This is a genomic window from Prescottella subtropica, from assembly GCF_005434945.1.
Taxonomy (GTDB): Bacteria; Actinomycetota; Actinomycetes; order Mycobacteriales; family Mycobacteriaceae; genus Prescottella; species Prescottella subtropica.
In genome coordinates this window covers 1-7,943 of the sequence record NZ_SKCH01000047.1, presented here as the reverse complement: position 1 = coordinate 7,943, position 7,943 = coordinate 1, and the positions used below count along the sequence as shown (strand labels likewise).

The following is a 7,943-nucleotide window of genomic DNA, read 5'->3' as shown; positions in this document are numbered from 1 at the left end:
GCCCTGGCCCCGGCCTGGTGAGAGCCAGAAAACCTCATCATGAACAAGGCCAGTTCCTGGATGGACGAGATCAGTTCCTGGACTGAACGCCAGATCGCCGCCGGTGTGTTGAGTCCCGGAGCTCGCGGCATGACGCCACAGGCTGCGGCCGAGCAGTACAACGCCGCACATGCCCTCGAGTCGGGTGATGCCGGCTACCTCGTCGCCCCGAACCCGAACCCCGGTGCCTGCCGCTACCGCAGATACACCGCGGGTCTGGATCGGGTGCCTGTTCCACTACAACACCGGGACGTTGGTCGGCGAGTGGTTCGACGCCGTTGGCGCCGACACCGTCAGTCTCGCCGACGTCCATCGCGGCGGCCCGCCTGTCACCGACGACTGCGAAGAGCTGTGGTGCATGGACAGCGACAACATCCCCACCGACGACGAGATGTCGCCGATGCACGCGGCATCCTGGGGGGAGGGGGGAGTTCTCGCACGGGTTCCCGCAGATCGGCGGCAAGCCTTCTACGCGTGGGTGCGCAGTGGTGACTACGTCACCGGGAGCGACGACGTTCCGGATCTGGACGCGTTCGACGAACGCTTCTGCGGGCAGTGGCCGAGCTTCGCTGACTTCAGCTACAACGTCGCGCAGAGTTCTCTGCTGCGCGACGTCTCCGCGGAGATCGTCCTGTACTTCAACCATGCCGCCTACGCCCGTGATCTCGAGGTCGGCTACACCGTCGTCAGCGCACCCGGCGGCGGCGTGTTCGTGTTCCGCAGTTCGTAGCGAACTGCCACTCACTCGACCCCTACGCCTGTGAGGCCCCAGGGCGCACCCCGTGTGCGGCTGAACTCCGCCAGGTCGACACACCGAAATCGCCACCCTCGACATGGAAGAGATGTGCACCGTGCTCCTTGACTCCACTACCGACATCGCCCCGATTATCGCCCCGTTCATCACCGCCTTCTCGTACGTGTTGATCCTGGCTGGGGTGGTCACCACGTTCACCCAAGCCGGACGCGTGTTGGATGCGGGGCAGGCCAGGAGCGCCGGGCTCGGTGTCGGCGCCGGCCTCGGCGCTGTGGGCGCAGGCGTCACCCTCAGGCAGCTCGCCCGCACCCAGAGCGCTGACTCCTCAACGGATGCTCCTGATTCAGCCGGCCTACCCGAACCGCTACCGGAACCGAAGCCTCTGGTCGACCCCACGGGGGATCCCGCCGGCGGGTTCGACCCGCTGATCCTGTTGATCGCGCTCGGGGTGCTTGGTGCACTCGGGCTGGTCGTGCTCATGGGGTTCTCCGTGCACCGGCGGATCGTGGGTCGCAGGGAAAAGCGACAGAGCCGTGAACGAGATTGGGCGACCGCGCGAGCCGTCTACACCGGCGTCCTCGACGACTACGCCGTCTACCTCTCGGACCCCTACGCGTGGCTCGACCGCCCAATGCTCGAGGACGTCAACGAACCGTGCACCGCAGCGTTCCTCGACGCTCTGGGGGTTGCACAGTCCCTCGACCTCGACGTCGTACCCGCGGATCAGCAGCGCATCGAACTGTTCCGCGTCGCGGCGACCGACCTACGTGCAGCCTGGGACGAGGCCGACCGCGCCGCCCGCGCGGCCGTCTACGAGCCTGCCAGCCGCAGAAAGCTCCGTCGGGCCGCCGGTGCGCTGCGTACCGCCCTCGACGAGTCCGCCACCGCTGAGGAACGCGAGTCCGCTGCGGAGGCCGTCCACCGACTCACCGCCGGTCTGGTCGACGCACCCCGGCGCATCCTCGACCCCGTCACTGCGGCGATCACCGGGGCCCGCCGGAAAGAACTGACTGTCGGACCCACCCGATAGCCTCGACCAGCACCGACCCCAACGAAGGAATGCCACCGATGAACGAGACTTTCATACTGATCGCCTTGCCCTTCCTCGCGATCGGCGTGCTGTTGATGGTGTAGAAGCACCCGCTCCGGCAGGTGAAGGACGAGCGCACCGACCACACCCCAGGGGCCCGGCAAAGTCGTGAGTGATGCCCGCTGAGCTGCGGTTTCCAGGTGTGATGGCGCACGATCGGGTGCGCGGATTGGGGCGGGCACGACCGTCTCGGTGATGATTCAAGTTCCTACACAATCCCCACCCCGAGGAACGAGTCGTGCCCGCAGTCCTATCTTCTCCCACGCATGCCTCGGTGTCGGACACCGGGCTCCTCGAGGTCCTCGACCTGGTGCCCGATCCACGAGCGCGGCGTGGGGTCCGGCACCGGCTGGCGGTGATCCTGGCGGTCGCGTTGGCCGCGGTGTGTGCAGGCGCCCGCTCGTTCACGGCGGTCGCGGAATGGGCCGGCGACGCCCCGGACGACTTCCGGGGCCGGTTGGGGATCGTGGGTCGACCGCCGTCGGAATCGACGATCCGCCGCACCCTCGGACACATCGACGCCGCGGTGTTGGACCAGGTCATCGGCGTATGGGCCTGGCTGAGAACCCGGATGGTCGACGGGCGCCGGGTGGTCGCGATCGACGGAAAAACGCTGCGGGGCGCGAAGGATGCGGCCGGGCATCTGACGCACCTGTTGGCGGCCCTCGACCACAGCAGCGGGGTGGTGCTCGGGCAGGTCGCGGTCGGCGCGAAAACGAACGAGATCGTGTGTCGCGGACACGGGGAGGAGTGCCGATGTAGGAGGTCACTTCTCTTCGTGGTGCTGCACGAGTAGATGGAGGTTCGTCTGGCCCTCCGGAGTCGCCCTGCAGGGGGAGGCTTCAAACCACCCGCTGCTGCGTTAGTTGAAGACTGTCGTGGGGGAAGTCAAGCGGTCTGAGCTTGGTGCTCTACGACGTGACGACCCTGTATTTCGAGGCGGAGAAGGAAGACGACCTCCGCAAGGTCGGCTACTCGAAGGAACGCCGCGTCGACCCGCAGATCGTGGTCGGGTTGTTGGTCGACCGGACCGGGTTCCCGCTCGAGATCGGCTGTTTCGATGGCAATCAGGCCGAAACCCACACCATCGCCGGAGATCGTCCGCCAGTTCCAGGACCGGCACGACATCGCCGGCGTCGAGATGGTCGTCGCCGCCGACGCCGGGATGCTCTCCGCCGGCAACCTGAAGGATCTCGACGACGCCGTGCTCAAGTTCATCGTCGGGTCCCGGGTCGCGAAGGCGCCGGCCGATCTGGCGAACCATTTCCATTGGAACGGTGATGTTTTCGTCGACGATCAGGTCATCGACACGGTCACCCCGCGGCACGCGAAGAGCACCGTCAACGACGTGAAGAAGCGGACCGAACCCGTCTGGGATCCGGTCGGGCATCCGAAGTCGTGGCGGGCGGTCTGGCACTACCGCAGCAAGCGGGCGGTCCGCGACAACCAGACATTGAACGCCCAGGAAACCCGGGCCCGGGAGGTCGTCGACGGCGGCAAAGTCCCGAAATCGACCCGGTTCGTCAAGACCACCGCGAAGGGACGCAGCCTCGACACCGCATCGATCGAGCGGGCCCGGTCACTGGTCGGACTGAAGGGCTACGTCACCAACATCCCCGCAACACTGATGGACCCGGAGGAAGTGATCGGCAAGTACCACGACCTCTGGCATGTCGAGCAGTCGCTGAAGCATGTCGAAAACCGACCTGAGAGCCAGGCCGATCTTCCACCGCACCCGGGACGCGATCGAAGCGCACCTGACCATCGTGTTCGCTGCTTTGGCGGTGTCCTACCTGGTCCAGCACCGCAGCGGCCTGGCGATCGGCAACGTCGTCAAACGGCTCCGGCCTCTCCGTTCGGCGACCATCGCGATCAACGGCACCCGGCACACCTTCCCGCCCGAGATCGACCCCGACACCCGCGACCTCATCGACAAGATCACCGGGCCCGGACTCACGCACTAACGAAATGAGCCAACTCAGGTGGGGTTGAGGTTCGGAAGTGCTGCGGACGAGCCGACCGAGATCTCGGATCGTCATCGTGCGTTGGTGGAGGAGTATTTCGAGCGCAACGGCACCGCGGAGGACATCGAGAGGACGAACGCCGCGGAACGGTCGGGCCCGTCACCGGAAGACATCGACTGGCACGAGCACCCCGACAGCGTCTACTACATCGCCCCCGGCGAGCCGGACAACTGAGATAGGCGAGCAACCCGCGTCTCCCGCCGGAGGGAACGCAGCGTCGGACGGCCGGACCCGATAGCGATCCGAGCATGCTTGCGGTCCTGCACCCCCGGAGCCGGGGTACAGGAACGCCGCTACGCCCGATACCAGGATGCCTAGTCTCGGGTGGTGACTTTCTCTGATGACACATTCCTGGTTCAGCAGATGGCTGCCGAGTTCGCGACGTTCCTCGGGCATTACATCGAGTGGCACGACCGGTACACCGCTGCGGAGGCGGCGGCGGCGCGGGCCGCGGTGAAAGCGGCCGGCGGCCGGGTGATCACCGGTGGGGGCGGGCCGTGGGTGGATGGTCAGTGCACGGAGACGTACTACGACGACGAGACCGGCAAGAAGCTGGGGGTCATCGTCTGGCGGAACGGTGACATGAGCGTGCCGGCGCTGTGCACGATGCAGTTCCGGGAGGCCGATGTGCATGTCGATCACCTCGTCGACGAGGACGTGGAACTCTTTGAGGGCCCGGACCCGTTCGGGTTCACGATGTGGGCGGACGAGCAGGACATCGACGAGCTACGGGCCCAGCTCCCACGTTCATCGGACCGGTTCCGTCCCCTATAACGACCGAGGGCTGGCGGCGGCCGGCCAGCACCGCGAGTCCGGCGGCGGTGCCGGTGACAACGACAACGGTGCCGGCGGTCGGTGAGTGTCGGGTGGGCGTAAACATACCGGACGACTTGCTAGTTTGTTGATTTGTGCTGCGGGGCAATATTTTTCGTAGGCCGTCATGATCAAGTCTTTGTGTCGAAAACCCGACGGAAGCCGCATGTAGCCCTTTACTGTTACGAACTATGAAGCCAAGAAGATCGTTCAGGCGTCTGTCCGCGCTCGTGTTGGCGTCCGCGGCGGTGTTGGGCCTGGGGGTCTCCGCACCGCAGATCGCGAACGCTCAAACTGCCGCGTGTGCAGGCCGCAACCACTGTTACGGCGCATACTTGTTCGGCAAGATCGCCCCGAACAGTGGCACTCCCGTGGCGATGGCTGGTCTTGCCGCAGATCTGAGAATCGATTGCCTCAGGGTCCAGGACCCGCCGAACCAGCTGGCAACCCACGAAATCTGGATGACGACCCAGACCAACTACAACCACGCCGCCCCGACCTGGGTCGAGACCGGGTACACCGTCGGGCACCTCGACTCCTTGAATGCTGGCCTGATCTGGGGAGACAACCACTACTGGGCCGACCAGCGCGACCCGAACGCTGGCAACAACTACCACGAGTGGTACATCAAGGACTCCTACACGGGGGTCTGGGTCGACCACGGCATCACCTGGGTGCCGAACACCAACAACTGGACCATCTGGAATGCCGGTCAGGCGGTCGGCACCTCGGTTGACGTCGGTGCATGGGCCGGTGGCGGCCAGATCGGTATGGAGAGCACGACGCCGAACGTCCGCGGCTCGGGTCAGGCCGCGAACTTCCGGTACAACCCCGGTAACGGCACGTGGCCGGCACCCCCGTACCTCAACAACAAGGGCGGCGGCCAGAACGTCCTCTTCGCCTCGAAGGCCAACAACAGCTCGATCAACGCGTGGTCGGCGCAGGGGTGCAACGTCCCGCTGGCGGCGAATGCCACCGCAGCGGAGGCCGCACCGGCGAACGTCGCGAGCGCAGTCGAGGCGAATCGGGCCAAGCCTCGCCTGACCGCAGACACCTCGGCGGACGTGGTCAAGGACGTTGCGGCAATGTTCGACGTGCAAGACCTCGGAAAGTCGCGCATCACCGAGACCACCCGCTCCCAGTACGCGGCCGCTGAGAACGCCATCATCAAGGACGATCGCCCGGTCCTCGTCGTGCAGCTCGATGGAGAAGGCACTGTGCCGCGCTCCATGAACGCCGGAGAGGGCCGTGAGATGCCCCGCGGGAATGTGACAGTCACGGTCGATCCGGAAACCCGACGGGTCCTCGACGTCGCGATTACCGGGCAGACCAAGGACTTCTCCACGATGGGAAAAACCGTTGAGGTCAGCTAAGGCGATACGTGCCAGGTCTGCCTCCTGGGCCGGCTTGGCTATCGCGGTTGTTGCTGCTCCATTGCTCCTTGCTGGCTGTTCGTCGGACACCACGTCCACGGCATCCTCCTCGAGTGAGGCATCAACGGCACCGGTGTCGACGCAGACGATGGTCGATCCGGATGGCTGTTCCGCGAAACCGAAACAGCCTGATGAGCTGTACGGGAAGCAATGGTTGGCCGCCTACAAGAGTGATCCGGTCTCGGGTGTGACCCTTCGACGCTGCCACTACGATCAGAGTTCGAGGGATCAGGTCGATCTCGTTCCGCCGTCATCGGTCATCACTGATGACGCGGAGGTCCAGAGAATCATTCTGGCGCTTCCGGAGTCGACCGACCCGGGTCATCGGTGCGGTCCAGGTGGCGACTATCAGTTCGTGTACACGTTCGACGAGTACACCGTGATCGACCAGTCTGGGACGCCTCGGGCGACCTTCCAGACCAGTAAGAACAGCCCCTGCGGTATCGACAACGTGGTCCCGTCCACATGATGCCGTAAACCACCCCACACAAACCGCTGACCTGCCACCGGATGATCTCCGGCGGCAGGTCAGCGTTGGTTTCTGCCATCAACAGCAGTGCACCATTCGCACTCCGCGCCCATCCCCGGTTGCAATCCATCGAATGACGCGAGCCATCGAGGCCGCAGAAGTGGACCAGCGGGCCTGTCGACGGCGGTCCGGGCGGCACTGTCTGGTTCTTTCTGCCTCGGGCGAGGGAGACCGGCGTGAACGCCTGGATCGATCCGCTGACCGGCGGCCTGGTCGTCGATGTGGAGCGGTGTTCGTTCGACGGTCCGGTTGAGGTCCGGATCGACTCCGAGACCGTGACCTGTATCGATGGCACGCCCCGGGTGGCGGTCCCGGTCTGACCTACAGGGAGGACCGGCCCGTATGCGCCGGGCCGGTCCTCGCTCGTCAGTCTGCCCGATCCCAGCCCCGGACGCCGACACCGGCCCGGGGCCGGCCACCTGAACGCTGTGACCGGTCTGCTGGCCCATAGGGACTGCTGCACGGAGGTGACGTCTGATCTGCGGTGACGACCCGCTGACCGGCGGATGCGTGTGAAAAGACCCTGCCCCGAACGTTGTTGTCCGGGGCAGGGTCTTGCGGAATTTCACTCGATGGCCGTACTCGATACGGCCAGGTGGTGTTCCGGACTAGCCGGTGACGCAGATCGGTCCGGTGATGTCGATCCAGTTGCCGTTGCTGCCTTCCCAGAATCTGGCGCACCAGAGATCGCCTGCGTTTCCGGTGGCCAGTCCTGTCCACTGGTCTTTCTCTCCTGGGCCCCAGGTGCGGTTCACTCCGCTGTACTGCCATCCGTTCGGGCCGAAGAACTGGAAGTGCCCGACACGGGCCGCACCGCCATCGAGCCAGCCGTACATCTCGCTGATGTTACGGGACCAGGGGCTGATGCCGTCCCGGATAGTCAGTTGGCACATCCTGACGTTTCCGGGCTCTTCACTATTGGCTGGCAGGCCGGTGGGTCTGACTTCTTGAAGGATGTGACGGCTTCCGCCTTGCGGGTCAGGATGATCCCGTGGGACGGGTCTGACTCACGGCTCTTCTGACGCCGCTACCAGGCGGTTGGGACTTGCCCCCTGATCTGTACCTGAAATGATCAAAACCCCGGTGACATGCACTGCGAGGTGCAGAGGCCGATCCGAGGTCTTCGCGGAGGACCGTACACGACTTCCATCGAACTCCCGGAGTGAGACACCCAACCGTTCCACCGTGCTGGTCCAGAGCCTGACCAGGCTGCTCGCCCCCGAACGTCTGGCCCCGCACCGGTGGGGTGATCGGGCAGGGT

The 7,943-nt window shown here is 65.3% G+C and carries 9 protein-coding genes and 1 pseudogene; 9 read left to right on the top strand and 1 reads right to left on the bottom strand.

Annotated elements, in window-relative coordinates; all coding sequences use genetic code 11:
• The first annotated feature begins 223 nt into the window (after positions 1-223).
• From E0497_RS20135 to E0497_RS20510, 9 genes and pseudogenes are all read left to right on the top strand, one after another.
• Positions 224-769: an antirestriction protein ArdA gene (locus tag E0497_RS20135; protein ID WP_206663665.1), complete on the top strand. Its 546-nt coding sequence runs from the start codon at positions 224-226 to the stop codon at positions 767-769.
• 103 nt (positions 770-872) lie between these two features.
• Positions 873-1,823 (top strand): hypothetical protein, encoded by a 951-nt coding sequence (locus E0497_RS20130; RefSeq protein ID WP_137726574.1) that lies wholly within the window; start codon positions 873-875, stop codon positions 1,821-1,823.
• A 334-nt stretch (positions 1,824-2,157) separates the two neighbouring features.
• A complete protein-coding gene (locus E0497_RS20125; protein ID WP_241665996.1) occupies positions 2,158-2,679 on the top strand; it encodes an ISAs1 family transposase in 522 nt (173 codons plus the stop codon).
• 98 nt (positions 2,680-2,777) lie between these two features.
• Positions 2,778-3,847, top strand: a pseudogene (locus tag E0497_RS20120) (IS1634 family transposase); the annotation flags it as partial.
• 84 nt (positions 3,848-3,931) lie between these two features.
• Positions 3,932-4,081: a hypothetical protein gene (locus tag E0497_RS20515; protein ID WP_161987475.1), complete on the top strand. Its 150-nt coding sequence runs from the start codon at positions 3,932-3,934 to the stop codon at positions 4,079-4,081.
• A 153-nt stretch (positions 4,082-4,234) separates the two neighbouring features.
• Positions 4,235-4,681 carry a hypothetical protein gene (locus E0497_RS20115; RefSeq protein ID WP_137726573.1) on the top strand — a complete coding sequence of 149 codons (447 nt, stop codon included), beginning with the start codon at positions 4,235-4,237 and terminating at the stop codon, positions 4,679-4,681.
• Positions 4,682-5,055: 374 nt separating this feature from the next.
• On the top strand, positions 5,056-6,093 hold the full coding sequence (locus E0497_RS20110; RefSeq protein WP_137726572.1) for a hypothetical protein: 1,038 nt from the start codon (positions 5,056-5,058) through the stop codon (positions 6,091-6,093).
• A 133-nt stretch (positions 6,094-6,226) separates the two neighbouring features.
• Positions 6,227-6,622 (top strand): hypothetical protein, encoded by a 396-nt coding sequence (locus tag E0497_RS20105; protein ID WP_137726571.1) that lies wholly within the window; start codon positions 6,227-6,229, stop codon positions 6,620-6,622.
• A 236-nt stretch (positions 6,623-6,858) separates the two neighbouring features.
• Positions 6,859-7,002 carry a hypothetical protein gene (locus E0497_RS20510; protein WP_161987474.1) on the top strand — a complete coding sequence of 48 codons (144 nt, stop codon included), beginning with the start codon at positions 6,859-6,861 and terminating at the stop codon, positions 7,000-7,002.
• 288 nt (positions 7,003-7,290) lie between these two features.
• On the opposite strand, the gene E0497_RS20100 is transcribed toward E0497_RS20510, so the two are convergent.
• Positions 7,291-7,518: a hypothetical protein gene (locus E0497_RS20100; RefSeq protein ID WP_137726570.1), complete on the bottom strand. Its 228-nt coding sequence runs from the start codon at positions 7,516-7,518 to the stop codon at positions 7,291-7,293.
• Positions 7,519-7,943 lie beyond the last annotated feature (425 nt).

Excerpts from the sequence above, each read along its gene's own strand:
- E0497_RS20130 (WP_137726574.1), top strand. The coding sequence starts at position 873 with ATGGAAGAGATGTGCACCGTGCTCCTTGACTCCACTACCGACATCGCC.
- E0497_RS20100 (WP_137726570.1), bottom strand. The coding sequence starts at position 7,518 with ATGTACGGCTGGCTCGATGGCGGTGCGGCCCGTGTCGGGCACTTCCAG.